Source organism: Amycolatopsis coloradensis, from assembly GCF_037997115.1.
In the GTDB taxonomy this organism is placed as follows: Bacteria; Actinomycetota; Actinomycetes; order Mycobacteriales; family Pseudonocardiaceae; genus Amycolatopsis; species Amycolatopsis coloradensis_A.
The window spans coordinates 6,545,251-6,569,119 of the sequence record NZ_CP150484.1 but is presented as its reverse complement, the minus strand read 5'-3'; the positions used below and the strand labels follow the sequence as shown (position 1 = coordinate 6,569,119).

The following is a 23,869-nucleotide window of genomic DNA, read 5'->3' as shown; positions in this document are numbered from 1 at the left end:
CGCGTTGTGATCGTCATCACTGTGGATGCCGCCGGTGTCCGAACGGATACTCCGGACAACCTGAGCATCCCGACGTCTAGCGCTTCGACCTGCACTTCCGAAAGCCTCGGCGCGCCGATATGAGCGCAAACGAAGGTGCCACATGCGCCGAAAAGGCCATGCCTTGACCGGCGAAGCGTCGTTCGGCGGCGGCGAGAGCCGGCACCGTCAGCCCGTGTTCGGGAGCTCGGTGACGCGGACGATCATCAACGCTTACCGCCTGCGGTAGGCGCCGGCGGTTTCGCGTGACTGACCGGACGGCACGCGTGATCCGGCGGACGACACGCGTGACTGGATGGACGACACGACCGAGGCCGGGTTCTGTCGCGAGTCGCTGAGGTGCCGGCCCCGGCACCTTTGCCGCATCCCTCGATAACGTCACTCGCGAAGACTCGATCGGCGCTGCCGGTAGTCGGCCAGCGCCCGGTCCACCAGCCGGGCGGCCGCGCCGGTGTACCGCTCCGGAGCCAAGAGCCCGGCCAGATCCGCCGTCGAAGCGGGCGGCGAGGAGCGGGCCGGCCAGCAGTGTCTCGCGGAGCGAGCGGCCCGTGCGCGTGGCTTCGGCCGCCACTTCGGTCATCAAGGCTTTCGCCGCGACCCGTCCCAACGACGGTGTCAGTACCGCGGCCAGCCGCTCGGTCACCAGCAGGCCGCCGGTGCGGTCCAGGTTCTCCCGCATCCGGTCCGGATGCACCACCAGACCTTCCACGAGTTCGGCGGCGGTGGTGGCCGCACCTCCGGCCAGCCGGAGGCAGTCTCGCAACGGCAGCCACTCGGCGTGCCACGCGCCGCCTGGCCGCTCGTCTTCGGCGAGCATGGACTGGGCCAGGATCAGGGCGAGCGGCGGCACCTGGAGCGCGGCCGCGCGGATCAGGGTGGACAGTACCGGATTTCGTTTGTGCGGCATCGCCGAAGACACGCCCCGCGCGGCGCCCGCGGGTTCCGATACCTCGCCGATTTCCGTGCGGGACAGCGTCTGGACGTCGATGGCCAGTTTGCCGAGCGCCCCGGAGACCACCGCCAGCGACGAACCCAGTTCCGCCAGCGGGGCGCGGGCGGTATGCCATGGCAGCACCGGTGTGGCGAGGCCCAGCGCGTCGGCGAACCCGGCGAGGAGATCTTCGGGATAGCGTTCGACGCGCGCGGCGCCGGTGTCCTCGCCGAACCGCAGACGGGCGAACTCGACGTAGCCGGCGAGTGTGCCCGCGGCGCCGCCGAGCTGAGCGGGAAGCGTGTCCCTCACCCGGCGAAGTCCGTCCGCGGCGGCCGCTACCGACTGAAGCCAGCCTGCCGCTTTCAAGCCGAAGGTCACCGGTACCGCCTGCAACGCCAGTGTGCGCCCCGGCATGACGAGGTTCCGGTGTTCCTCCGCGAGCCTGGCCAGTCCCTCGGTCACTCGCTCCAGTTCGGTCAGCAGCAGGCCGGTGGCCCGGTGTGCGAACAGCATCGCGGCACTGTCGGCGATGTCCTGGCTGGTCGACCCCCGGTGGACGTACTCGGCGGCCTCCGGATCGCTCTCGGCGACCAGCGCGGTCAGGTCGGCGACCAGCGCCACCACGGGGTTCGCGGATTCACGGCTCCGCCTCGCCAGACTCACCATGTCGACGGCCTCCGCCCGGGCGATCTCGCCGATCCGTTCGGCGGCTTCTTCGGGGACGACGCCGAGTCCGGCCTGGACACGGGCCAGACAGACCTCCGCGTCCAAGAGCGCCTGGAGCCAGGCTTCGTCGGACGTCGCCGCTTCCACCGGTGTCCCGGCCCGCGCCGGGGCGAGCAGCCCGGAGTCGAGGGCGTTCATCGTCCGCCCGTCACGGTGGTGAGGAGCCGGTCGGGGCGGTCGAGACCGTTGCCTCGCCACGCCACATGCTGGTCGGGACGGATCAGCACCAGATCCCTTTCGTAGAGGTCACGGGCCAGCGGATCGGGCAGGTCGAGCACCTTGAGGGGGATGTTCCGCCGTGCCGCCTCGGCGCGCAGACCGTCGGCGGGCGGCGCCTTCGGCCCCAGCCGGAGCAGGCTGAAGCCGACGCCGAAGTGGTCGAAGAGCGAGCTGCCGTTGACGCGTGTGTCGTCCAGCCACAGATGCGGTGCCCGCCCGCCCGGCACGCTGCTCGGGGTGTAGGTGTCGAGAAGGTCCGCGGGTGGGGTGTCCTGGCCGTCGACGATCGGGGAACCGTCATACCGCGCGCCGAGCTGGACACCGAGGGTGTCGAGCGTCCGGTCGCCGTAGTCCGCCAGCATCCGGCCGAGCCGACGGCGTTCCGCCCTGCCTTCGGCGGTGTCCTGTTCCACGCAGTGGGGCCGTGCGACGTTCGCCAGACCCAGATTGAGTTCACGCGCGGCGCCGGTGTTGCGGATCGCGACCGGCCGTCGCTCGTGGTGGTAGGACGCGAGCAACCCTGGCCCGCCCCAGCCCTGTACCGCGGCGGCCAGCTTCCAGGCCAGGTTCGCCGCGTCGTCCAGTCCGGTGTTCATCCCGAACCCGCCGTTCGGCGTGAACAGGTGTGCCGCGTCTCCGGCGAGGAACACCCGGTCGGTGCCGAAGTTGTCGGCGACGAGCGCCATCCCCGACGTCCACGGCCGTCTGGCGAGCACGGTGACCGGGATCGGCGCGCCCGCCGCCCGCCGTACCGCCGAGACCAGCGCGTCGTCGGGTGCCGAGTCCGGGTCGACCGAGCTGGTGAGCAGAAAGAACTCGTCCTTGCCGTTCAGCGCGATGAGGTTCAGCACCAGATCGGTGTTCACCGCCCAGTGACTCCACGCCCCGCCGTCGACGAGGAAGTCCCGGTACAGCGTGGGGATCCGCAGATGCGCAGCGACCGTGCGGCCGCCGAGGACCTCCTGCTCGACGCGGTCCGCTCCGGCGTACCGAGCGCCGAGGTGGCCCCGTACGACGCCGCGGGCACCGTCACACCCCGCGACATAGCCCGCCCGCCAGGCCCGGACCCGGCCGCCGGCGTCCTCGGCGAGGATGTCGGCGCCGCCGGGGTCGGCGGCGATCCCGGTCACCCGCCAGCCGAACCGCAGCTCGATGTTCGCCGCGGCGCGAGCCCGGCGGTAGAGCAGCCGTTCGACGTACATCTGGTTGGCGCGGTGCATGGGCTCGGGCACCTGCGCCGTGCGGGGCCCCGAGGCGACCTGGCGCAGCAGGTCCCGCACGGCCGGGCGGCGATTGCGGGCGAGCCGGAACCCGTTGTAGCGGGTGTAGAACGCGATGTCCGTCGAGTGGTCCCAAGGCAGGCCGAGTTCGCGGACGTCACCCGCCAGGCCGAGCCTCCGGTAGTGCTCCATGCTGCGGGCGCTGTGCGTGCTGCCGCGGGGCTGGTCCGAAGTGGACTCGGCGAGTTCGAACACCACCGACCGGACGCCGTGCCGGTCGAGGAACAAGGCGAGCAACAGGCCCACCGGTCCGCCGCCCACGATGGCGACCGGGGTCCTCGCCGGAGAGTTCATGGCCGTTCCGCCTTAGATGGTCTTGACGAATCCGGAATCCACCGCGAACTCCGCCCCGGTGGTGTTGGCGGAAAGGGGCGAGGCCAGCAGCGCGACCAGGGCGGCGACCTCGCCCGGGTCGGCGATCCGGCCGGTCGCCAGCCGCATCATCTCCGGGACGACCTCGGTCATCACGGTTTCGGGGTCCGTCCCGGTCTTGGCCGCGAAGAGGTCCGCGACGCCGCCCTCCTCGGTCCACCACGCCGTGCGGACCGGACCGGGGGAGACCACGTTCACCCGGATGCCCTGCGGACCGAACTCCTCGGAGAGCACCTTGCTCACGTTGTTCATGCCCGCCTTGGCGGCGCCGTAGTCGACGTTGATGGGGGAGGGCTGCCGCGCGTTGCACGAGGAGATGTTGACGATCGATCCGCCACCACGCTCGATCATCAGCGGCAGCGCGGCCCGGATGGCGCGGACGGCGGAGAACAGGTTGAACTCGAACATCTTCCGCCATTCCTCGTCCGTCGCGTCCAGGAACGAGGAGCGCGGCAGGAGCACCCCCGGTGGTGGCCCGCCCGCGTTGTTCACCAGGATGTCGAGGCCGCCGTAGAGGTCCGCCGTCCGCGCCACGACATCCGCGGGCGCGTCGGGATCCATCAGGTCGGCCGCGACGTGGGTCAGCCCGGCCCCGGCGAGCAGGTCGAGTTCGGGGCTGCTCTTCCGTGACACCGCGACGACACGGGCGCCTTCCTCTCGCAGTGTCCGGGCGATCGCGAGTCCGATCCCCTTGGAAGCACCGGTGACCACCGCGACACGGCCGGTCAGCTGTAGATCCATGATTCTCCTGATTCCTTCGGTCGGGATGACGGTGAGTTCGGCAGCGCGATCCGCAGAGCGGCTCTGGCCACTGCGTCGGCGTCGGTCAGGATGACCGAGTTGACGCCGGGCCGGATTCCCGCCGCCGTCACCCAGTGGACGGTCTCGGTGGGTACCCCGAAGGCGAACCGGCGGGCGTGCGGCCTCCCGCTGAGGTCCACCAGGCGATACGGGCGGCGGGTGACGGCGAGGCCGCCGGTCGGATAGGAACCGCCGTGGGTGATCGGGATCCGGTGAAGGCGGCATTCGCCTCGTGCCAGCAGGTTCCGCAGCAGCAGGTCCTGGGTCCGCCGCAGGTCGGCCTCGGGCAGGCGGGCCTCGATCAAGGTGGTGGCGATCTCGGTGACATCGGGTACCCGCGCCGAATTCGCGATGAACCGGCGGGCGTCCGGCGAGGCCCGCACGCGCAGTTGCGGACCGAGGACGCTCAGCACGCCGCTGTCGATCAACGCCGCCATCTCCTCGACGCGTCGCACCGGCGGACCGATCGAGAGGAACGCGTTCAGCGGCGTGTACCAGCGCTGGAGGTCGTCACGGTAGGAGTCGCCGGAGAGGCCGCCGTGATCGACCACGAGCCGGATCTCGTTGCGCAGATCCCGGAGCACGTCGAGTGCGGCCTTGAGCGGGCTGGACACATTGCCGCGCTTCGCTTCCGCGATGTCTTCGTCCAGATAGGACCGTAGCCATCGCCGGAACCGGCAGGTGCCGGTGAGCCCGGCCTCCGGGATCGGATGCGCCACGCGGCGCCAGTCCCACCGTTCCTCGAGCCCGAATTCGGCGAGCACTCGTTCTTCCCGAGCCGATGGTGCCGGCGCCAGCGGATCCGTGAGCACGGGAGGCGCTGGCCGATCGCCTGCCGCCGTGACGAAAGCGCGAGTGAACTCCCGCGCCCTCTCCGGTGATCCGCGGTCGCGCACCAGCGCGCCGTAGAAGACGGTGCGGACCTCGCGGTCGATGAGCGGCCAGATGTCCACGCGGAAGTCGGCGGGCTCCGCGCGCCCGCGAAACCGTTCGAGCACCGCCGGGGTAAGGAACAACGGCTCGTGCCTGCCGTACGCGCCCTTCTGGTTCTCGCCGCGTGCGTGATACGGAACGCCGCGCCGGGATCCCGTCACCAGCCGCGGCTCCCGGCCGGACGGGCGGTAGACCAGCCCGTCGGCGGTGCGGAGGAAACGTCCGCCCCTTCCTTCGGTGAACAGAGCGAGATAGTCGAAGAAGGCCAGTCCCATTCCTCTGAGGACGGTGGTTTCACCCGGCCCGATGTCCTCGAGCGCGGCGCCCGCCGGGTTGCCCGGCGGGAGGTAGCGCAGACCGTGCCGCTTGGCGAACCGCGCCATCGCCGACTCTTCACGGTCCGGAAGCGTGTCGAGATGGCCCTGGGTGAGCACCACGGCGTCCTGACCGTCGAGCACGGTTCCGCCGGACAGCCAGACGCGCTGCGAACCGTCTTCGGCGTCCCGCAGGTCGACGGCCTTCTCCGCGCACAGCACGATCCGCACGGTGGCCGGAGCGGTCCTGACGATCCGCCGCAGGGTCCAGTACAGATACGAGCCGTAGAAGGCCCTCGACGGATAGCTGTCCGGCCCGAGCAGCGCGGCCTCCCGGTGGACGCCGTCCGGGATGTCGCCGGACGACGGCGCGGCCGCGATCGACCTCGCCCAGTCGTGAAGGCTCGGGCCGTGAAGTACCGGGCCCGCCGCTTCGACCGTGTCGTCGAGGAACATGGTGATCTGGGCTGCCACGGTGTTCATCAGCAGTTTCGGATCCTGGCGCCGGTGCCACACCTGCCCGCCGTCGTGCACATGCGAGTCGAGGACGGTCACCACGAGTTCTCGGTCGGCGGGCGCCAGGACGGACGCGTTGGCGCACAACCGTTCCAGCACGGAGAGTCCACGGGGACCGAGGCCGATGATGCAGATCCGCATGACGTCGTCACCGGGACCGGCCCGGCGCCACCGGCGCCGCGACCAGCAACCGGGTCTCCAGTGCCAGCGGATGGACGGCCTCGAGCCGGAGACCCGCACCGTCCAGAATGGACTCGTAGCTCGCCAGGGTCCGCTCCCGCCCGCCCGCCATCATCAGCAGGTGCAGATCCCACAACAGCGGCAGGACCTCGGTCCCGGAATCGGGGATGACCCGCTCCAGGATCAGCACCCGCGCGGACTCGTCCGCCATGGCGCGGCGGCAGTGCGTGAGCAGCGTGATGCACTCGCCGTCGTCCCAGTCCTGCAGGATCCGGGACAGCAGATAGAAATCGACGCCCTTGGGAACGGCGCGGAAGATGTCTCCCGCCACCACTTCGCAGCGGTCCGCGCAGCCGCGCGCGACGAGCTGGTTCCTGGCCACCGGCAGCATGTGCTCCTTGTCCACCAGCAGCCCGCGGAGACGGGGATGGGCCTCCAGCACGGTGGACAGCAGGTTGCCGCTGCCGCCACCGAGATCCGCGACCGTCTTCCCGCGCGAGAAGTCGAACGCCTTGGGGACGTCCGCGAAGAAGGCGCTCCCGGCGTTCATGGCGTCGAGGAAGCGTTGCCCCGCCCCCGGTACCTCGGCGAGATACTCGTGGAGCGTGCGGTCGAAGGCGTGCTCGAAGCCGGAACGCCCCGTTCGCACCGCGGTGACGACCGAACCCCAGGCCTGATGGAACTCCTCACCGTAGAGACGGCACATCTCGCGCATCGACGTCGAGGTGCCGGTGCGCAGCAGCCGGGAAATCGGGGTAAGCCGGTAGCCGGTGCGGTCGTCGCCGTCGAACACGCCGATCGCGACGAGCAACCGCATCAGCCTGAGCACGCCGTCGGGGTCGGCTTGAGCGCGTGCGGCCAGGGAAGCGCTCGTGACGTGCCCCTCGGCGAGATGATCGGGCAGACCGAGCGCGACCGCCGCGTAGAGTGCCTGTGAACGCCAGGTCCCGGTGACGATGTCGACCACGGCGCGCGCGGCCGTCTCGTCCGTCCCGTTCCCGGCGGCCACGTCGGCGTCGACCACGGTCATCCGTTCCGTCCCTTCTGCTCGGCACTGCTCGACGTGCGGGTGAGGAGCTCCCGATGCCTTTCCCGAAGCTCGCGTTTGAGCACCTTTCCGGTGACCCCCACCGGCAAATCGCTCCGTGAGCCGGCCACGACCACGGCGGCGAGTTCCGCGAGCCCCGCTCGCGCGAGCGCGCGGTTGCACGAGGCGCGGATCTCCTCGGCGCCCGGCGGATCGCCGTGTCCGAAGAGCACCACGGCGGCGGGCAGCGACCGGTCCGGGACGGCGGGATCGGCCACCGCGATCACGGCGGCGTCCAAGGCCTTCGTCTCGTTGAGCACGACCTCTTCCACCGGCAGGCTGTACACCGGGCCATCGACGGTCTCGATGACATCCGGCGTCCGGTCGAGGTGGTACCAGGTCCCGTCCTCGTCGTGGCGCACGACGTCGCCGGTGAGGAAGAAGCCGCCGCGGCGGGCCAGGTGGTTCAGCGTCTCGTCGTTCACATATCCCGGGGTGACGCTCGGCGTGCGCACCCCCAGCAGGCCGGCCCGGCCCGGCGGCAGGACCCGGCCCGCGTCGTCGAGGGCCGCGGCCTCGCGGACCACCCGCACCGGCTTGCCGATCGCCCGCGCGTAAGTGGTGGAGTCGGCGGTGTAGGCGTGTTTGAACAGCACCATGCCCATTTCGGACGAACCGAGACCGTCCACATAGGTCGAACCGGCGGTCACGGCGCCGTTCGTCCGGGTGTGACCGAGTGCCACCAACGGGCGGATGTGGCGTTCGTGCGACGCGTCCCCCATGCCCATCCAGGTGTGGACGGCGTCGGCGGCTTCCGTTGTCAGCGCGCCGATCGGCAACTCCGCGAGGGTACCGGGGAAGCCGAGCACGAGTGTGGGCTCGAACGCGTTCATCGCCGCCGCGACCGCCGCGCCCGACATCCCGTCGGCCAGCATGGTCGGCAGTCCGAGCATCAGGGCGAGGCTCAGATAGCTGATCCCGGACGAGTGGCTGTGCGGCAGCGCGGTGAGCATCCGATCCGTTCGCAGGGAAGGGAACTTCCAGAGCCGTTCCCGTTTGCCGACGGAGAACGTGCGGTGCGCGAAGGCCGTCGGCTTGGGTACACCGGTGGTGCCGGAGGAATGGGAGATCAGCACCAGGTCGTCGTCCCGGTGCCGGTGCCGATCCGGCAGCGGCGGAGCCGGGCCGTCCCCGGGAACGCCGACCGCTTCCTCGCCGACGAACCGCGTGCCGTCCGTGGCCGTTCGTTCGAGGTCGGTGACCACGAGCGAGGTGTCCGTGCGGGCGAAATAGTGGGCCGCGGTCTCCGGCGGCATCCGCGGGTTGGTGAGCGTGGTGACCCCGCCGAGCGCGGTGATCGCGATGTGGTGCACGAAGCCGGCGAGCCCGTCAGTCAGGTGGACGCCGACCCGTGTTCCGGGTTTCACCCCTTCTTCGGCGTACCACCGCGCGCACCGCAGCACCCGGTCACGCAGTCCGCCGAGGGAATGGCCCGATGTCTTCCCGCCGCCCTCGTGCCGGAAGAGCAGCGGCCGGTCGAGGTCGCGGGCGATTTCGCAGACGTGCCAGAAGAAGTTCCCCGCACCCAGATCACGACGGGTCGAAAGTTTCAGCCGGTCGGTGACGGACCGGTGCGTTCCCAGCAGATACACGATGTCCCTCCCGGCTCAAGACCTACGGCCCAGGCCGCGCATGACGTGTTTCAGCTCGTCGAAGGAGTCGAGGTCCGGCACCGTCCAGCCGTCGAGGTCGTATTCACGCAGGCACTGCTCGGCGAAGCCCTTGTAGCCGTCGACCTGTCCGCTTTCGGTCTGCGCCGCGAGGATCTCGGTCCGGATCGACTCGTGGTTCCCCGAGGAGTTGCGCTCGTACAGTTCGTGCCTGCTGCCGAACTCCGTGCCGATCGCGTCCCACAGCAGTTTCATCAGCTTCACCCGGCTGACCGCGTCGTGCCCGTTCGAACCGCGGACGTACTTGTCGAGATAGGGGCGGATCGCGGGGTTCTTGAAGTCGTCCGCGCTCGAGTTCACGTAGATGAGGCCGCTGGCGACGTCCTGCTCGATGATCTCCTTGATCCGCGGGTAGCCGAGGGTCATGAACCAGCGGTACGCGAGCCCGTAGTCCTTCCGTGGCAGCAGCGACCCGTCCCGCCACTCCCGAGGATTCCGGGCCATCGCCTCGCTGAGGGCCCAGAACAGGTTCCGCCAGGCGAGGACCTCGCCCGCCCGGGCCTGCACGCCGCGGAAGTCCTTGGTCCCGGTCATCTCGATCGCCTTGAGCAGGAGACCGGCGATGAAATCGATCTTCACCGCCAACCGGATGCAACTCTGGAAGGTCAGCCGCTCCAGAGAACCGGATTCGGCGACGAATTCGTTCACCTTGCCGGCGTCGCCGTAGATGAACACGTTCTCCCACGGGATGAGCACCTTGTCCATCACGAAGATCGTGTCGTTTTCGTCGAACCGGCTGGACAAGGGATGGTCGTAGGGGCTGCCCATCACCGCGGCGGTGGCCGCGTAGGACGGGCGGCAGATGAGTTTGAGCCCCGGCGCCGTCATCGGCAGGGTCGCGATCAGCGCGAATTCGCGTTCCTTGATGGGCATGCCGTAATGCGAGATGAAGTTCAGGTTGGTGATCGCGGATCCCGTCGCGACGACCTTCGCGCCGCTGACGATCAGGCCGCTGTCGGTCTCCTTCTCCACGTGGACGAAGACGTCCTTCACCGCTTCGGACGGCAGATGCCGGTCCACCGGCGGATGCACGATCGCGTGGTCCCAGAACAGCACCTTCTCCTGGGACTCCCGGTACCAGCGGCGGGCGTTGTCCTGGAACGGAGAATAGAAGTCGGCGTTGGCGCCGAGGGTGCCGAGGAAACTCGCCTTGTAGTCGGGACTCCGCCCCATCCAGCCGTAGGTGAGCCTCGCCCATTCGGCGATGGCTTCACGATCGTCGAGGAGATCCTGCCGGCTCCGCGGGGTGCGGAAGAAGCTGTGCGTGTACCCGCCGCTTCCCGTGTCGGTCGCCGTGGTCAGCACGTCCTGTTTGGCCGGATCGTGCAACGCGTCGTAGAGCCGCGCGGTCATCAGGGCGGAATTGCGGAACGCCGGATGCTTCGTGACGTCGGCGACGCGATCGCCGTAGAGGTAGATTTCCCGGTCGTCGCGCAGGCTTTCCAGGTATTCCTTCCCGTTCATCGGCCGGGGGGCCGGGCGGCTGCCGTTCGCCGTACCGGCGGCTTCCTGCTGCAGTGTCATCGAAGAATTCCTGTCCCGTCGGTGGTGGGGGCGAGCGTGGCGGTCTGGCGCAGTTCGTGGAAGTCACCGCGGTGGAAGATGAGCGGAGGTCCGCCGCGGATCTCGAAGTTCCGTACTTCGCCGAGGTAGAGCACGTGATCGCCACCGTCGTAGGAGGCCCACGGCGCGCAGGTCAGATACGCCGCGCAGCCGGCGAGGCGGAGGGAATGCGGAAGCGTGTCCCAGCGGATCTCGGCTGCCGGATCCGTGCCGTCACCCGCGAAATGCCGGGCGATTCCTTGTTGCCACGACGAAAGAATGTTGATTTCGAATGCGGCTCCCGCCAGTCGCCCGCACAATCTGCTGCGGCGGTCCAGTGAGACCATCACGAGCGGTGGTTCGAGGGAAATCGAGGCGAAAGCGTTGACCGTCGCACCGTGGACGGCGCCTTCGTGGCGAACGGTCACCACGGTGACGCCGGTGGCGAACTGGCCCAAACAGTCCCTGAGCCCGTGGATCGCCCGGTTCACCGCCCACTTCCGGTTCGCCGGGGAAAAGGCGGGTGAGGTTCTTGGCCGGACACCGGTATCTCCCTCCTTGGCCGGACTGGTACGTGACCCATGCTCACGACGCCCGATGAAAAATCGAGCAAGGTCCGCTATAGCCCCGTCGGCGATTCCTGGTATTTCGTTGACTAGCCCGCCGATTACTAGGAAAGACAGAGCACTATCTGCGGGGCGCGTGGCCTGCGAGGCTGGCCGAATCCCCGGATCGATCGGCATCGGTCCGGCCTGTCGCGTCAGTCACCATCCGAGGAGCGTTCTAGTGACCAAGCAAATGCCGCGCGTCGAGGAACTGGGCGCCGGTTTCACGCCACGCCTGTGGTGGACCCTGATCCTGCTCGCGGCGGCGGTGGCGCTCGACGTCGGCAGCGTGGCGGTGGTCAACCCGGCGCTGCCCGACATCGGGCGGGATCTGCGGATGGACGACGCCCTGCTCCAGTGGACGATGACCGGCTACGGGATCACGTTCGCGGGCTGTCTGCTGTTCGGCGGCAGGCTGGCCGACGTCTTCAGCAGACGGCTGGTGCTGGCGGCGGGTATCGGTGTCTTCGCGGTGGGCGCGCTCGCTCCGGTCGTCGTGCCCACGGCGGAGGTGCTGATCGCGGCCAGGGCGGCGCAGGGGATGGGCGCGGCCTTGTCCGTACCCGCGGCGATGGCTTTGCTGTTCCAGGTCTTTCCGCCGGGCCGCCTGCGCAACCGCGCACTGGGCGTCTACACCGCCGTGGGCGCGGCGAGCTTCGGCGTGGGCCTGGTGCTCGGCGGAGTGCTCACCAGCGCGTTCGGCTGGCACGCGGTGTTCGCGTTCAGCGCGGTGATGAGCGCGCTGGTCCTGCTCGGCATCCGGCCGTTGCTGCCCAGTTCGACCGGAGACCGGCGTCCGGTCGACCTGCCTGGCGCGGTGATGGTCACCGCCGGCTTGCTGGCGGGCATCTTCGCGGTGACCAGGGCGGGCGAAGTCGGCGTCGCGGACATGGGCACGGTCGTGTCGGCACTGCTGGCGATCCTTCTCATCGTCGGTTTCGTGCTCTGGGAGCGCCGGGCGCCGGAGCCGCTGTTCTCGGTCGGCATCCTGCGTTCCCGGCCGGTCCGGGCGGCGACCCTCGCCGGTGGCCTGTTCTTCTTCGCGCTCAACGGGGTGCTGTTCTTCGCGCCGCTCTACATGCAGGGCATGCTCGGCTACAGCCCCCTGCAGTCGGGGCTGGCGGTGCTCCCGATGAGCCTGCTCGTGGCCGTGTCGTCGAACGTCGCGGGCCGCCTGCTGTCGCGGTTCGGTCAGCGGCGGGTCCTCGTCGTCGGGCTTCTCCTGCTCGCCGCGGGCGTCGCGCTCTGGCTCCGCACTCCGCTGGACGGCGACTACCTGACACATATCCTGCCGGGAGTCGCGGTGATGGCCATCGGGCAGGGACTGGCCTACACCGCGCTCACCGCGGCGTCGCTCACCGGCGTCCCCGGTGCGCGGCACGGCGTCGCCGGCGCGTTCAACATCACCGCGCAGCAGATCGGCTCGAGCGTCGGCATCGCCGCACTGGTGGCGTTCGCCTCGGCGCTCTCCGGGTCGGGGGAGCAATCCGAACGCCTGTCCACATATCACGCGGTCTACCTGGTCATCAGTTGCACCGTGGTCGTGGGCGCGTTCGTCACCGCCGTCTTGTTCGGCCGCCGCACCGACGATCGGGCGCCGGAGGTGAGCACCCCGGTCACCGGATGAGCGGCGTGGACCGCCGGATCACCGCCAGTACAGAGATCGAAGGGAGTCGAGTCACCGTGAGGATCGCTTTGCTGGGCCCGCTCGAGGTGGTTCACGACGGAAGGCCGATCGTGCCTTCGGCGCCGAAGCAGCGGACACTGCTGGCGCTGCTGTTGCTGAACGCCAACCACGAGGTGAGCGTCGCCCAGTGCGCCAGAGAGCTCGGGGACGGGGCGTCGAAGAACTGTTCGGTGTCGACCGTGCACACGCACATCCTGCAGCTGCGCAAGGCTCTCGGCCCCGCGGCGGGACGTCTGCGTACCACCGGAGCCGGTCCCGACGCGGGTTATCTGTTCACCACCGAGCCGATGGAACTCGATCTCGACCGGTTCGACAAGCTCGTGGCGCTCGCGCGGATCCGGCGCGCGGACGGGAAACTCGGCGAAGCGGCCAGGGTGATCACCGAGGCGCTGGATCTGTGGCGTACCGAGGCACTCGTCGACGTCAAGACCGGTCCAGGGACCCAGCGGACGCTGGTCGGGTTGCGATCGAAGCGCATGGCGGCCGTCGTGATCTGCGCCGACCTGGCGCTCCGGCTGGGCCGTCATCGCCAGGTGCTCGGCAAGCTCGCCGCACTGGTACACCGGCATCCGGCGGAGGAACAGCTCACCGCGTATCTGATGACGGCGCTCTACCGCAGCGGCAGGCAGGCCGACGCCTTGGCGGTGTATCAACGATTCCTGGCCACCGCCGAGAGAGGCTCCCGTGCGCTGAGCGAACTCCAGACGGCCATCCTGCTCGCCGATCCGGTGCTGGAAGGGCCCGCGGCGACATCGGCCGGTCTCGCCGCGGACCTCATCTCCGCCGGATAGTCACCGAGACCGTCCGGCGGTCCGGAGCGCGTTCCGATCCCGCAGATACTTTCCGTTGGTGGTGCGGGGGAGCGCGGGGAGGACGTGGTAACGCGATGGTGTCTTCTCCGCTCCCAGAAGCCGGCGACACCACGACCCGAGGTGATCCGGGTCCAGCGCCGTCGTTCCGGCCACGTGGGCCTCTATGACGTCGGAACCGAGAACGATCACGTCGGTGACCTCGCGGTGCGCCGCCAGTACCCGTTCGATCTCGAGCAGGTCCAGATCCCGGTGGTCCCCGCCGGCGCGTTCGGTCCGGCCGAGGAGCTGCAGCGAGCCGGTGACCGTCGTCCAGGCCGGGCCGAACGTGGTCACCCAGGTTCGGACCCAGGNGAGACTGCCTACTCGGGGCGCGAGCCGCGGATCTCGATCAGCAGGTCGGTCACCGGTGGAGAGCCAGCCACCGAACCAGGGATCGGCCTCGATGACGTACGGCGAACGGGCCAGATGCACGTCCAGCACGCCGTCCGCGACGCGGGCCCGGATCCCGGGGACCGGTTTCCCGACACCGGAGACCGCGAACCGGCCCGCGACGTCCATCGCGATCACGCCGGTCTCGGTGGTGCCGTAGGCCTGGCCGATGCGCACACCGTGCCGGTCCAGGAAGCGGTCGAAGACATCGTGATGCAGGACGTCTCCGCTGGAGACCGCCGCGCGCAGCGAGGTGAAAGGGGCGACGGTTTCTTCGCTGAGCCGCGCGAAGTCCCGCGGTTCACCGAGGACGACGTCCGCTGTCCGCACCGCCGACGAGCGGGCGGGGAACAGCAGGGAAGCCCCGGTGTCGAGCCCGTGCAGGACACCACCGACCATGCCGAAGGAATGCGCGAGGGAGTTCAGCAGCAGCACCCGTTCCCCCGGTCCGGGAACGCCGTCCACCGCCGCGATCCGCCCGAGCTCGGCGAGGATCGACTCCGGCGTCCGGCCGATGAGCTTCCCCGTTCCGGTGGTACCCGAGGAGAGCTGGAGCAGACAGTGGCCGGTCGAGGCGGGTTCGCCGTCGGGCAGCCGCCTCACCAGCACTTCGCATTCATCGGTGAACGGGCGGCTCCCGCGCCCGCTGCCGCCGAAGGTGACGAAATACCGCGGACGCCACCGGCCGAGCAGGCAGGTCATCTCGGCGAGGCAGGTCTTCTGCTCGATCAGGGCGACTTGCGCACCCAGCTCCCACAACGCGAACACGGACCACAACTGGGTGAAACTGGGGGTCCCGTGCAGGGCGACCGTGGTACCTGCCCCGATGCCGTGATGGCGGTACACGCCCGCGAGCCAGGCCACCTCCGCGCGGAGGCGGCCGCGGGTGACGGCATGTTCCCCGTACGCCCAGAGTTCGTCGTCGGCACCGCGGCCGAGAAGGTCCTCTCCCCACCAGGATCGCGTTTTCATGCCCACCACCGTCCGAAGGCCGGTCCCGCCCGGTTCGCCGTCCGGGCGGGACCGGCGGAGGTCACTTTTCCAGACAGAATTCGCCGACGGGCCAGCCGACGTGGCGCTGGTCGGTGGCCAGGTGGCCCAGTACCTGCGTGCCCGGCGTGAGCTCGGTGACGTTGAGCACCGTGCCACCGGGACCGAGGACCCGCACGTGCCAGTCGTCCTGGACGATCAGGTTGACGACGACGCCCTCTTCGGAAACGGCCTTGATGCTCAGCAACGGCCGGGACTCGAGTTTGATCCGCCCGACCACGATGCGGCGGGTCCGGCCGTCGGCGCCGACACCGAGTACCGTGCTTCCGGCCTTGAGCTCGCTCAGGTAGTTCGTCCGGTTGTCCAGCCCGAACACGTAGGAGTGCAACGCCCCGGCGTTGATCCGGAACGGCCGCGTCGGCATGTAGGGCAACGGATGGGTTTCGCTGCAGCACAGGATGAAACCCTGAGAGTACGAGCCGACCAGCATGCCCTCGTCCTCGCCGAAATGGGTGCAGGTGTCGATGCAGACCCGGTCGCCGAGCCCGCAGTGCTCGATCGACTCGACGGTCAGCTTGGTCAGGCTCAGCTGTGGTGTCTTGTCCCGCAAGATCTCCATCAGGCCGAAGACGTCGTTGGCGTCGCGAGGCGCCAGCAACACACCTTCGGAGCCCTTTTCGAGGACGTCCACGATGATCTGCGCCTCTTCGAGATCGGCGGCCTGGCAGATCAGCTGCCCTGGCGAGCCGTCCGCGGCCGCGATGACGATTTCGAGCGGGATCTTCGTCGGGTCGCGGAATTCCACCACCGTGTAGGGCAGTGAGCGCGCGGATTCGCAGGCGAGTGTCAGCGTCGCGTCGTCACGCACGTGCACCAGTCCGGCGATGTCGGTCTTTTCGTCGTACCAGGCGCTTTTGAGGGCGTTCAGGTCGGCTTCCCCGCCCACGGCGCGGAGATGCACCAAACCCTCGCCTGCGCCGTTCTGGTCCGGCCGGACCAGAACGCGTTTGACTGTCGCGGGAAGGGTGTCGAGGAGCCGCACGTCGTCGTGCACCAAGGCGTCCACCCTCGCGTGCACGGCCGCGTCGACGACCGCCTCCCGCTGGGCGTCGGGCACGGTACGGAGATCGATCCAGGCGAACTTCACGGGGCACCAACCAGTTCCTTGCGCAGGGAGTCGGTCATCTGAGGGCCGTGGATCGCCGCGGCCAGTTCACGCACGGCGTGGCGCGGGTCGGGGCTTTCGAAGACCCGCCTGCCCACGGCCACGCCCCGGCAACCCGCCGCCAGCGCCGAGGTGGCGAACTCGGCGAGGCCCCCTTCGGCGGCGGCACCGCCCGCGACCACGACCGGGATCGGTGAGCTCAGCACTACCTGGGCCATCCGCTCGGCGGGGGAGGCGAGCACCGTTTTGACGATGTCCGCGCCGAGGTCGGCCGCGATGCCGACCACGTGCGCGAGCAGCTCCGGATCGCCCGGATCGCTGATCCGCGGGCCACGGGGGTAGATCATGGCCAGCAGCGGCATGCCCCAGTTCGTGCAGGCCGAAGCGACGGCGCCCAGATCCGCCAGTTGCGCTGCTTCGGTCTCGGATCCGATGTTGACGTGCACGCTGACCGCGTCCGCGCCCAGCCGCACCGCTTCGTCGACGCCACCGACGAGCACTTTGGCGTCGCGGTCGCTGGCGTGCGTGGTGCTGGCGGAAAGGTGTACCACGAGGGAACAATCGCCCAGCGAGGCCGGATCGACCATTCGCGCGCGGCCCTTGTGCACGACGATCGCGTCGCCGCCGCCGTCCGAGATGTCTTCTATCAAGCGATTGAAAGCCGCCGCGGTGCCGATGGGCCCATCGGATATCGAGTGGTCGAGCGGCACGAAGAGGTATCTGTTGTCGGCGCGCCGGGAAAGGCGCGCCATGCGTAGTGATTTCCCGGTGAGAAGAGTGACTGACATCTGCCCGCCTAGCGTGTCGTGTCCGAAGTACCTGCCTTTGGCTCCGGGCTCCGCATCCGGCATTCGAGCGGTGCGGGAGTCTCCCTGCAGCCAGGCTGGCAGCGCACGCTGAAGAATCGGGCGAAAATCGACGGAAGTCAGCCGCTCGGCGCGGGATCGCGCTCCCCATGCGCACGCTTCGTCTCGGCAGCCGCCGCCGCGAGCGTGTCGAGAGCGGCCTGGGAGGGGCTGCCCTTGTCCGCGGTGTAGGTCACGAGTTTCTGGTCGAGTACGCCGGGGACGGCGAGGGATTCATAGTGCAATTCGAGCCTGCCCACCAACGGGTGATCGAACTCCCGCAGGCCGTGGCTCCGGTCCTGGACGTCGTGATTCTCCCACCACTGCCGGAAATCCTCGCTCTTCAGGAACAGTTCCCCGACCAGCGCGACGATGCCGGGATCGTCCGGGTAGCGGCCGACCGCCACCCGCAGGTGCGCCAGCTCCTGCCGGGCCATCTGTTCCCAGTCCACGTACAACTGCCGGGCCGCGGGATCGCAGAAACCGTGCCACACCATATTGCGCAACGGGGGACGGCAGGCCTCGAAATCGGTGAGCAGTGCGACCGCGAGATCGTTCCAGGCGAGGACTTCCATACGCCGCCCCACGACGAACGCGGGTGTGCTCGGGTTGAGCAGCTCGAGCAGCCTGCGCACGCTCGGCCGGACCTCCTCGTCGGAGTTCTCGCGCCGTGGCGCCGGTTCCGAGCGGGCGAGGGTGTACAGGTGACCGCGTTCGTCTTCGTCGAGACCCAGCACCCGCGACAGCGCCTCCAGGACCGTGGGCGACGGGCGCCCGTCACGGCCTTGCTCCATCCGCACGTAGTAATCGACGCTGATCCCGGCGAGGTGGGCGATTTCGGTACGGCGCAGGCCCGGGGTGCGCCGACGGCCGACGGACGTCAGTCCCACGTCCTCCGGCCGCAGCCGATCGCGCCGGGACCGCAGGAAATCGCTGAGTTCCTTCCTTGCCTGCACCTACCCATTATGGCGGAACCGTCGCGGCCGACAACCTCGGTAAGCTGGTAATGCCAGTACTAGGTTGACGATTACCACCACCGGGATCCGCGGTCAGGCTCGCCGATGGCCCCTTCAAGGTGGGAAGGAGGCCTTGTGGCGTGGTTCTGACCGGCCGGCGGAGGCCCGCCGTGCTCCGAGTGTCCACAAAGGACTATTTCGGCCGGTTGGATGTCCGCTTCAGGTCTATGTGCGGGTTCGCGTGGGGGTCGTGAGTGGCGTTTCGGGTNGGCGTTTCGGGTTAGAACCCGAAACGCCACTCACGACCAACCCGACCCACGACCAGGGCCGAAGGCGCCCCCTTCGTCGCATCAGGCGCAGCGAAGGGAGCCTGCACCTCACCTGCCAACCTCGCCCAAGATCAACTTAAGCTACGTGACATTGGGCTCTCACCCTCTTTGTCACTCACTGACCCGTCGCGAAATCATGCAAATCGGGCTAATCGGGCGCCGTCCCCTCGGGAAAGGTTCTTATGGACAGTTGAAAGGTGTCGGGTCTCGTTGGCGAGTCCGCTACCTCGTCATCGGGTCGACGATTATCAGGCGAGCCGCAGGCCGGACAGGCTGTCCGGCACTTCGCCGGTGGGCAGTTCGTCGGTTTTGAGAATGGCCTCGAACAGCCTTTTCGTCTGCGGGCTGGGTTCCAGTCCCAGGTCTTCGGCGAGAGTGCGGCGGAGCCGATGGAAGACCATCACCGATTCCGCGCGCTGCCCGGAACGATAATGTGCCACCATCAGCTGGGCGTGGATGTTCTCGTCCATCGGATGGGCGCACATGAGCTGCCGCAGTTCGGCGATCACCGCGCGGTGCCTTCCCAGTCTGAGATCGGCGTCGATGCGCTCGCCGAGGACGCTGAACCTGGTCTCCTTGATTTCCAGCCGGTAGGCGGCGATCGAGGGGCCCTGGCGTACGTCGGCGAGAACGGGCTCCTCGCACAATCGCAGCGCGGAGTGGAAGAGCGTGGCGGCCCGGCGCACGTTGTCTCGTCCGAGTTCTTCCCTCGCCGTTTCGACCAGTCTGTCGAAGAGTTCCTTGTCGAGGCTCTCCCGGGGTGCCACCAGTTGATACCCCTGGTGCCGGGTGCGCAGTTCCAGTGTCGCGTCCGGCGAGGTGGTGCTCACCGGAATGGACCGGAGGATCTTGCGCAACTGCAGCGTATAGGTCTGCAGCGTCGACAACGCACTCTTGGGCGGGTCCGTCGGCCATAATTCGTCGATGCAGCAGTCCACCGAAACGACTTCGTTGGAGTTAATCATGAACAATGCGAGAAGGTGTCGTAACTTGGGTGCCGTCGGCGTGTAGTCAACGCCATTCACGGTCACTGAGAGACGGCCAAGTATACGCAACTTCATGGTACCCCCGTATGCGCAATGGATATGATGCTCGCATGGCGAAAACCGGCCAAACATCCTACGTTTTATCCTAGCAGGAACGCTCTGGGCTGAACGGGTGTTCCCAAGGGTGGAGAAGCGGCATCCCGCTGACACACGGCGACATACGCGTGGTGGGATTTGCCGATGGCTGGTCCATTCGTTCCTTCATGGCGGCGACCGTGGCCTTGCGTGACACCCGCGCCGCCCGTGTTTTCGGGCGACCGTGGAACTCCGGTGATCTTCCGTATTCACGGAACGGCATCGACGTCGGTACTGTCAATGCCTTTTGAGGCGTCCTTTGGTGAATGCGGGCGCGGAACAATCGTTTCCGCGCCCGCAGGGGCTCAGCCCGCGCGCCTGCCGAGAACCTCGGTGATCAGCTTCGGCACCTCGCCGCCGTGCCAGGAACTGGGCGAGAACCGCTCCTGCGCGATCCCTTCCCAGCTTTCGCCGTCGTCCAGCGAAATGCCTTCCTCGCGGGGCACGAGGGAGCCGATTTCCTGTGCCGCGACGCCTTCGCCGGCGAGGATCTTCTTGGCGAGTGCGACATCCTGCACCCGCACCGCGACCACGAGCGTCCAGTCGCCCCAAGCCTGCGCGAGCTCGAACCGGCCGAGCCCCGACTGCGCGCAGACGTCGGCGGGAGCGTCGTCCAGCCGGATGTCCTTGGTGATCCGCGCGCCGAGACCGTTGGCGCCACACAGGGTTCGCACGGTCGGGAAGAGACCGTCGGAGACGTCCATGGCGGCGCGTGCCAGCCCGGCCGTGGCGAGGGTCCTGCCAGCGGCCACCTGGGCCATCGGACGGCAGGCGCGCTCACGGATGTCCGCGACGAGAGGTCCGGGAAGCTGTGCCTGCTTTTCGACCAGTAGCGCGTACGCCCAGAGATAGCCGGGCGAACCGACCAGCAGCAGACGGTCGCCGGCTTCGGCCCCCGCGCGCCCGAGCCGCCCGCCGGGGACGCACCGGCCGATCGCGGTCGCGGTGAGCTGCCGGACCGGGCCGTCCCGGAGATCGCCGCCGACGACCTTGGTGCCGTGCACCTTCGTGCAGTCGTCCACGCCGTCGAGAAGCCGCCGGAACTCGCCCGCGGTGGTCGTCTTCGGCAGGGTGTAGTTGACGACCAGGCCGAGCGGGGTGGCCCCGGCCGCGGCCAGATCGGAGAGGTTGATCGTCGCCAGTAGCCATCCGGCGTGGTAGGGGTCCGTTTCACCCAGGATGGTGACCAGCGGCGTCGGGCAGCTGTCGGTGGTGGCGACCAGCTCGCCGCGAAGCCCTTCCATGGCGTCGAGGACCGCGCAGTCGTCCCCGAACCCGCGAACACCGCCGTAGCGCGGCCGCAGGATGTGCTCCAGGATCGCGTGCTCGCCGAGGTCGCCGAGCCGGACGCCGTCGCCGATCGGCGAGAGTTCAGTTACGCCCGACATGATCCGCCAATCGGGACGGCGCGACGTTGTGGTCGCTGGAGTAGTTGTTCGGCATCGTGCCGTAGGGCTGTTCGCTGCCGGTGGAAGCGAACAGCATCAGGTTGCAGATCCGCGTTCCGGGGTGCAGGAGTACGGGATGCCGCAGGTGGTTCACGATTTCCAGGGTCAGCACGGCGCCGGTCTCGTTGCCGAAGCCAGGGCTGACCTGACCGCACAGGACGACGCTGATGCCGAGCCGCGCGTAGTCGCTCGTGCCGTCGACGAGCCCGGCGAGCTTCTCGGAAAGCCCGATCTTCTCCAGCGTCGGGGCGAGAACGACTTCGCCGGGTTCGACGCGCAGCCTCCCTTCGGCGTCGAGTTCCTTCGGCCGGAGCTCCGGATACGTGCTCCGGTCGGCGATGTCGACGGTCCCGGTCGATTCCAGTGCGAACGCCTGACGTCCGAGCCGCAGGCTGATCGCGGCGGGACGGACGAGGCCGGGCTCGAACGGGGTGATCGCGAGTTCCCCGGTGCGGTGCGCGCGTTTGATGGCCCGGTCGGTCAGGATCCCGCGGCGCGGGGCGGGCCAGGTCAACGGCATGACGCCACCGCTTCCGCGACGGCGCCGACCAGGACGCGGAAATCGGTCTCGGTCAGTTCGCCGTTGGGCTGGTCGTCGGACTCGCCGGGCTCGCAGTACACGACCGTGGTGCTGGTGCGGTGCGGTCCCTGGACCACCACCGTCGCGGTCAATCCCGCTTCGATGGGCCGGACGGTGTGCACGACGGCGGTGTCGCACGAGTAGACGTCGCCGAGCCGGACGTGCGGGGTCTTCTCCACGGTGAGCCGGGCATCGCCGTCCGCGAGCAACGCGGCCGGATTCGCCGGATCGGCGCCGTAGCGGTACCGGGCGTACGGCTTCCCGCCTTCGGTCGTTTCGTGGAACTCGACCATGTGCAGGCCTTCGCCCGCGACGATGGTCGAAGCGAATTCCCACCGATGGCTGTGCGGATTGGACTCGCCGCGGGACGGCTCCGCGGATTCCGGCCAGACATGGAGCCGGATGCGGAAATCGGCAGAGGCGTGGAGCACCATTTTGGCGAATCCGTTCGGATGCCAGTAGGAACGCTTCGCCGCGACTCGGACGGCTTCCTCGTCGCCGAGGATTTCTTCGAGCCACGAAAAGAAGGTGCCGGGGGAGTCCTGTACCCGGTGCGCGACCGTGCGCAGCCAGGGAAGGTCCGCGTCGCCGTGGCCGGGGCGGCTGTCGGTGACCTTACGGAGGAACGCGGGCACGGCCGTGAGGGTCGAGGGCGGGGTGTCGATCATGGAGTTCCTGGAGTTCCTGGAGGGCTGAGCGGGGGCCCGGCGGCGGCCAAGGCGGCCGCGCGGAGCGCGGTGACGGCGTCCAACGTCTGCCAGATGGGTAGGTCGCCGCTTCCCCAGGCCCACAGTCCCTGATCGGCGTCGTAGCGCTCCCAAAGGGTTCCGAGCGCCCGGTTGAGCCGGGGGAGTGGCAGGAAGGGGGCGGTGGCGAGCGCTTGGACGACCCAGGCTGCGGTGAAGTGCCGGATGATGATCCGGGTCGTTCCTTCCCCGTCGGGGCGAGGCCTTTCGAGATCCTCGGCCACGCCATCGTCGGAATGCGACCGGTCGATGAGCCATTGTGTGGCTTCGTCGGCCGCCTCTCGGACGTCGTTGCGATCTTCACGGCTGCGCAGGACTTCCCGCAAGGCGACGACCGACCGTGCGGTGTGCACCACCGAAGCCTCCGGGGCGACGAGCCCGTCCTCGTTCTTCTCCGGCCACAGCTGTGAGCCGTCGAAGTCGAGCCGGGCCGCCAGGAGGGCGTCGATCAGCCGGTCGGTCAGCGGGGCGTCCGGCCGGAGCCGGACCGCCGTGTGCAACACGGCGGACAACAGGTAGGGGCGGGTCCTGCTGTACGGGTCGAGTGACCCTTCGAGCTGTTCCAGCCCTTCGTCGGCGGACATGGTGCTGGTGCGGAAGAGCGCGTCCACCACGGAAGCGGTCGTCTCCGGCCGCTTGCCGCCCGCGCGGCCCCGCCAGCCCTGGGCGGATTGCAGCCGGTACAGGTCTTCGGCAAGCGTATGTAGGTCGATGTAGGGATCGCCTACCACCAGCATGGTGTTGATCCCGTACGCGGTGCTGAGCGCCTTCGGCCCGGTGCTCTTCTGCAGGTTGTGCCGCCAGCCCAGCGGTTTCCCGTGCTCGTCCCGGATCAGGCGCTGGGCGAGTTTGGCGCCGACGGTGTGGAAGACCTCCAGCAGTGACCGGGAGGTGTCGACGACGGCGGCGTCACCGAGGGCGGGCGGAGTGTGGTTCTGGGGTGAACGGGCCGTCTCCACCAAGGTGAACAGCGCGTTCGCGGCGCGGAAGTGATCGTCGAGCTGACGCGCGTTGTGCGCCGACGGCAGGTATTTCCCGGTCTCCCACTGGGTCAGGTTCGCCCTGGTGACGCCGATGATCCGGGCGGTCTCCGCCTGCGTTTCGCCCGCGGCCTTGCGCAGCCGCCGCAGCTCACGTCCGACACCCGACGCGGTAACGGTTTCCGCATCAGGGCTTACCGGCCCTTGCCCGGCCGATGTAGGCTTCATGTAGGCACTAGACACAGGCTTACCTACCTTTGGTAGGCAATGTAGGGCGGTGACTGAACGTGCACACAACGGCGAGAGTACAGCAAGGGAATCGGACCGTGCTGGCGCGTGGGTCAACGTCGTGTCACAACGTGTCGAGTGCCGCGGCGGACCCGGTTCTACCTGGTCCTGGTGTGCGTGACCCGCCCGGTCACGAGGGCCGGTCCGACCCGGGCACGACCGGAGAACGGATGCTGTCAGCCATCTGAATGTGACGCTGCGCATCTGACCGGTTCGCGTCGCCTGCGGGCACACGAATGCCGGAGTAGGCGTCGTGTGCCGACCCGAGTCCGCGC

General features: G+C 68.8%; 19 protein-coding genes. 2 read left to right on the top strand and 17 right to left on the bottom strand.

Features of this window, described 5'->3' with window-relative positions; translation table 11 throughout:
• Positions 1-76: 76 nt before the first annotated feature.
• Genes LCL61_RS30765 through LCL61_RS30730 form a run of 8 tightly spaced genes read right to left on the bottom strand, consistent with a single transcriptional unit; the run spans position 77 to position 11,104 of the window.
• Positions 77-1,837, bottom strand: coding sequence for an adenylosuccinate lyase family protein (locus tag LCL61_RS30765; RefSeq protein WP_340683009.1), 1,761 nt, complete (start codon positions 1,835-1,837; stop codon positions 77-79).
• Positions 1,834-3,492, bottom strand: a complete 1,659-nt coding sequence (locus LCL61_RS30760; protein ID WP_340683008.1) for an FAD-dependent monooxygenase — start codon at positions 3,490-3,492, stop codon at positions 1,834-1,836. The genes LCL61_RS30765 and LCL61_RS30760 overlap by 4 nt, the downstream gene beginning before the upstream one ends.
• A 12-nt stretch (positions 3,493-3,504) precedes the next feature.
• Positions 3,505-4,311: an SDR family NAD(P)-dependent oxidoreductase gene (locus LCL61_RS30755; protein WP_340683007.1), complete on the bottom strand. Its 807-nt coding sequence runs from the start codon at positions 4,309-4,311 to the stop codon at positions 3,505-3,507.
• Positions 4,296-6,275: an FAD/NAD(P)-binding protein gene (locus tag LCL61_RS30750; protein WP_340683006.1), complete on the bottom strand. Its 1,980-nt coding sequence runs from the start codon at positions 6,273-6,275 to the stop codon at positions 4,296-4,298. Before LCL61_RS30750 ends, LCL61_RS30755 begins: the two co-directional genes overlap by 16 nt.
• Before the next feature lie 7 nt (positions 6,276-6,282).
• Entirely contained in the window at positions 6,283-7,344 is a 1,062-nt protein-coding gene (locus tag LCL61_RS30745) for a methyltransferase (protein ID WP_340683005.1), read from the bottom strand.
• Positions 7,341-8,993: a class I adenylate-forming enzyme family protein gene (locus LCL61_RS30740; protein ID WP_340683004.1), complete on the bottom strand. Its 1,653-nt coding sequence runs from the start codon at positions 8,991-8,993 to the stop codon at positions 7,341-7,343. The genes LCL61_RS30745 and LCL61_RS30740 overlap by 4 nt, the downstream gene beginning before the upstream one ends.
• 15 nt (positions 8,994-9,008) lie before the next feature.
• Positions 9,009-10,595: a 4-hydroxyphenylacetate 3-hydroxylase family protein gene (locus LCL61_RS30735; protein ID WP_340683003.1), complete on the bottom strand. Its 1,587-nt coding sequence runs from the start codon at positions 10,593-10,595 to the stop codon at positions 9,009-9,011.
• Positions 10,592-11,104, bottom strand: coding sequence for a flavin reductase family protein (locus LCL61_RS30730; RefSeq protein WP_340683002.1), 513 nt, complete (start codon positions 11,102-11,104; stop codon positions 10,592-10,594). The genes LCL61_RS30735 and LCL61_RS30730 overlap by 4 nt, the downstream gene beginning before the upstream one ends.
• A 295-nt stretch (positions 11,105-11,399) precedes the next feature.
• Between LCL61_RS30730 and LCL61_RS30725 the strand changes: the two genes are divergently transcribed.
• Both LCL61_RS30725 and LCL61_RS30720 read left to right on the top strand, forming a co-directional pair.
• On the top strand, positions 11,400-12,845 hold the full coding sequence (locus LCL61_RS30725) for an MFS transporter (RefSeq protein ID WP_340683001.1): 1,446 nt from the start codon (positions 11,400-11,402) through the stop codon (positions 12,843-12,845).
• A 56-nt stretch (positions 12,846-12,901) separates the two neighbouring features.
• On the top strand, positions 12,902-13,696 hold the full coding sequence (locus LCL61_RS30720; RefSeq protein WP_340683000.1) for an AfsR/SARP family transcriptional regulator: 795 nt from the start codon (positions 12,902-12,904) through the stop codon (positions 13,694-13,696).
• Here the strand turns inward: LCL61_RS30720 and LCL61_RS30715 are convergent, their stop codons facing one another.
• The 9 genes from LCL61_RS30715 to LCL61_RS30675 all read right to left on the bottom strand — a co-directional run bounded on the left by LCL61_RS30715 (position 13,697) and on the right by LCL61_RS30675 (position 23,534).
• Positions 13,697-15,118, bottom strand: a complete 1,422-nt coding sequence (locus LCL61_RS30715; RefSeq protein ID WP_340682999.1) for a class I adenylate-forming enzyme family protein — start codon at positions 15,116-15,118, stop codon at positions 13,697-13,699. It abuts the gene before it with no gap.
• 61 nt (positions 15,119-15,179) lie between these two features.
• On the bottom strand, positions 15,180-16,283 hold the full coding sequence (locus LCL61_RS30710; RefSeq protein WP_340682998.1) for a 3-dehydroquinate synthase II: 1,104 nt from the start codon (positions 16,281-16,283) through the stop codon (positions 15,180-15,182).
• Positions 16,280-17,089 (bottom strand): 2-amino-3,7-dideoxy-D-threo-hept-6-ulosonate synthase, encoded by an 810-nt coding sequence (locus LCL61_RS30705; protein ID WP_340682997.1) that lies wholly within the window; start codon positions 17,087-17,089, stop codon positions 16,280-16,282. The genes LCL61_RS30710 and LCL61_RS30705 overlap by 4 nt, the downstream gene beginning before the upstream one ends.
• A gap of 137 nt (positions 17,090-17,226) precedes the next feature.
• Positions 17,227-18,102, bottom strand: a complete 876-nt coding sequence (locus LCL61_RS30700) for a helix-turn-helix transcriptional regulator (protein ID WP_340682996.1) — start codon at positions 18,100-18,102, stop codon at positions 17,227-17,229.
• Between the two features lie 577 nt (positions 18,103-18,679).
• A complete protein-coding gene (locus LCL61_RS30695) occupies positions 18,680-19,396 on the bottom strand; it encodes an AfsR/SARP family transcriptional regulator (RefSeq protein WP_340682995.1) in 717 nt (238 codons plus the stop codon).
• A 461-nt stretch (positions 19,397-19,857) separates the two neighbouring features.
• Positions 19,858-20,940 carry a thiamine-phosphate kinase gene (locus LCL61_RS30690; protein ID WP_340682994.1) on the bottom strand — a complete coding sequence of 361 codons (1,083 nt, stop codon included), beginning with the start codon at positions 20,938-20,940 and terminating at the stop codon, positions 19,858-19,860.
• The gene (gene dcd, locus LCL61_RS30685; protein WP_340682993.1) at positions 20,924-21,520 is read right to left on the bottom strand and encodes a dCTP deaminase; all 597 of its coding nucleotides are present in this window, start codon (positions 21,518-21,520) and stop codon (positions 20,924-20,926) included. The genes LCL61_RS30690 and dcd overlap by 17 nt, the downstream gene beginning before the upstream one ends.
• Positions 21,511-22,248 (bottom strand): hypothetical protein, encoded by a 738-nt coding sequence (locus tag LCL61_RS30680; RefSeq protein WP_340682992.1) that lies wholly within the window; start codon positions 22,246-22,248, stop codon positions 21,511-21,513. The genes dcd and LCL61_RS30680 overlap by 10 nt, the downstream gene beginning before the upstream one ends.
• A complete protein-coding gene (locus tag LCL61_RS30675) occupies positions 22,245-23,534 on the bottom strand; it encodes a helix-turn-helix transcriptional regulator (protein WP_340682991.1) in 1,290 nt (429 codons plus the stop codon). The genes LCL61_RS30680 and LCL61_RS30675 overlap by 4 nt, the downstream gene beginning before the upstream one ends.
• Positions 23,535-23,869: the final 335 nt, after the last annotated feature.